Genomic DNA, 2,751 nt, shown 5'->3' on the forward strand with positions numbered 1-2,751 from the left:
GCGGCGGATCCAAGCGCGAAGGCGCGGCGTGAGACGGTCATATTCTCTCCCGTTCGGGATGGTTGTCGATGAAGGAGGTATGGCCGGACGGTCTGTCGAGGTCGTGACCCGAGCCTGACCACATTCCGGCGCTGGAATGAAGCGACGTTCATCGGGAGAGGTTCCCCATCCCTCGGCGCCGGGCCGGGCAGCTACGCGGAAGGGCGGATGATCTCGACGTCGACCGCGTGGTCCGTATAGGTGATCCGATCCTTCAAGAAACGGCCCGCGGCCCAGAGTCCCGCGGCGGCCCCGGCTGCGACCAGCAGGGTGATGACCAGTCGTCGGCCTCGTTTCCGGCTCATCAGGTGGTCTCCTCGCCGCGGATGCGGACCTACATCGGCGGCGGACCGGCGAGGATGTCCCGCTTGCCGGCGTGGTTGGCCTGGCTGACGACGCCCTCCTGCTCCATCCGCTCGATCAGGGAGGCGGCGCGGTTGTAGCCGATCTGCAGGCGGCGCTGGATGTAGCTGGTCGAAGCCTTGCGGTCGCGGGTCACCACGGCCACCGCCCGATCGTAGAGGTCGTCGCCTGAGCCGCCGCCCTCGTCGTCGAAGGCCGCGTCGCCGTCGCCGTCGGGGTCGTCGGTGATCAGGTCCAGATAGTCGGGCTCTGCCTGGGCGCGCAGGTGTTTGCAGACCTCGTCGACCTCCTGATCGGTCACGAACGGGCCGTGCAGGCGGGTGATGCGGCCGCCGCCGGCCATGTAGAGCATGTCGCCCTGCCCCAGCAGCTGCTCGGCGCCCTGTTCGCCCATGATGGTGCGGCTGTCGATCTTGGACGTGACCTGGAAGGAGATGCGGGTCGGAAAGTTGGCCTTGATCGTGCCGGTGATGACGTCGACCGACGGGCGCTGGGTGGCCATGATCAGGTGGATGCCGGCGGCGCGGGCCATCTGGGCCAGACGCTGGACCGCGCCCTCGACGTCCTTGCCGGCGACCAGCATGAGGTCGGCCATCTCGTCCATGACCACGACGAGGAAGGGCAGGGGTTCGGGCCGGATCTTCTCGGACTCGTAGACCGGGCGTCCCTGCTCGTCGAAGCCGGTCTGGACGGTGCGCTCAAAATGCTCGCCCTTGGCCACGGCCTCGCGAGCCCGCTCGTTGTAGGAGGCGATGTTACGCACCCCGAGCTTGGACATGCGGCGGTAGCGGTCCTCCATCTCGCGCACGGTCCACTTCAGAGCGACGACGGCCTTCTTGGGATCGGTGACGACGGGGGCCAGCAGGTGCGGGATGCCGTCGTAGACGCTGAGCTCAAGCATCTTCGGGTCGATCATGATGAAGCGGCATTCGGCGGGGCTGTGCCGGTAGAGGATCGACAGGATCATGGCGTTGACCCCGACCGACTTGCCCGAGCCGGTGGTTCCAGCGATCAGCAGGTGGGGCATGCGCGCCAGATCGGCGACATAGGGCTCGCCGCCGATGGTCTCGCCGAGCGCGAGGGGCAGCAGGTGGGCGGGCTTGTCGTATTCGGTCGAGGCCAGCAGGTCGCGCAGATAGACGGTCTCGCGCTTGGCGTTGGGCAGTTCGATGCCGATGGCGTTGCGGCCGGGCACCACGCTGATGCGGCAGGCGCGGGCGGACATGGAGCGGGCGATGTCGTCGGACAGGGCGACGACGCGACCGTGCTTCACGCCCGGGGCAGGGACCAATTCGTACAGGGTCACGACGGGGCCGGGCCGGATCTGGTCGATGACGCCGCGGACGCCGAATTCCTGCAGCACGCCCTCCAGCATCTTGGCGTTCTGCTTCAGCGCCTCTTCGTCGACCGAGGCGACGCGCTTTGCCGGCTTGGTCAGCATGCCCAGCGGGGGCAGGTCGAAGCCGGTGGAAGGCTTGGCGAAGTCGAAAGCGGCCTGGCTGTCGTCCAGCTCCCGGCGCGAGGCCTTGGGGGCCTTGGCGGCCGCGACCTTGGGCTCTGGCGCGCCGCGGACGGGCTCGGGCGTGTCCCACGGCGGGTCGTCGGCGGCGGGGTCCAGCGCGACGGCGGGATAGTCGTCGGGCTCAGGCGCTGGTCGAGGCCGGGGTGGGGCCTTGGCGGGCGTGCGTGCCGCTTTGGCGGGAGCGGGCGCGGCGGAGCGGCGGCTGGACCAGGTCAGGGCGTCGCCGATGTCCGAGACCCTCAGGCCGATCGCGTAGCCGATGGCCCACAGGGCCGCGGGCAGGAAGACGACGCCGGCGACGATAGGCGCGCCCGGCAGCCGCAGCGCCTCGCAGGCCATGCGCACCAGCCCGACCATCGCGTCGCCCCACAGACCGCCCAAACCGGCGGCCAGCGGCCAGGCGGCGGGCTGGGTCAGGGCGGACAGCGCCGCGGACAGCGCCAGCACGCCGACGGTGGCGGAGAGGGCCTTCAGCGGTGACGGCTTGAGCCGCTGTTGGATCACGTCGCCGATGGCGGCGGCGAGACCGAAGGCGGTGAGCAGCAGGGCGGCCGGCCAGGCGGCGAGGCCCAGCGACTGCATGAACAGGTCGGCGAAGAGGGCGCCGTTCAGGCCCAGCCAGTTGGTCGGCGCCGCCCCCGAGGCCGCGTTCAAGCTGGGATCGGCCGGGTTCCACGAGGCCAGGGCCGCCAGCAGAAGAGCGGCGAGCAGGGCCTGCAGCACGCCGCGGAACTTCACCGCGACGGGCGCGCCCCACAGGATGCGGGCGCCGAGCCAGGCGCGCTGACCGATGGCGAAGGCGGCGGACATGCGGGGGCGGTCTCCGG

2 protein-coding genes are annotated in these 2,751 nt (G+C 70.5%); both read right to left on the reverse strand.

The genetic code is table 11. The features are described 5' to 3' along the window. Positions 1 to 191: 191 nt before the first annotated feature. Complete coding sequence (locus VGB60_RS06030; protein WP_331037361.1) at positions 192 to 344, reverse strand: hypothetical protein; 153 nt, start codon at positions 342 to 344, stop codon at positions 192 to 194. A gap of 29 nt (positions 345 to 373) precedes the next feature. Further along, the gene (locus VGB60_RS06035) at positions 374 to 2,734 is read right to left on the reverse strand and encodes an FtsK/SpoIIIE family DNA translocase (protein ID WP_331037362.1); all 2,361 of its coding nucleotides are present in this window, start codon (positions 2,732 to 2,734) and stop codon (positions 374 to 376) included. Between the last annotated feature and the right edge of the window lie 17 nt (positions 2,735 to 2,751).

Source organism: Brevundimonas sp. (assembly GCF_036399195.1).
Lineage (GTDB): Bacteria > Pseudomonadota > Alphaproteobacteria > Caulobacterales > Caulobacteraceae > Brevundimonas.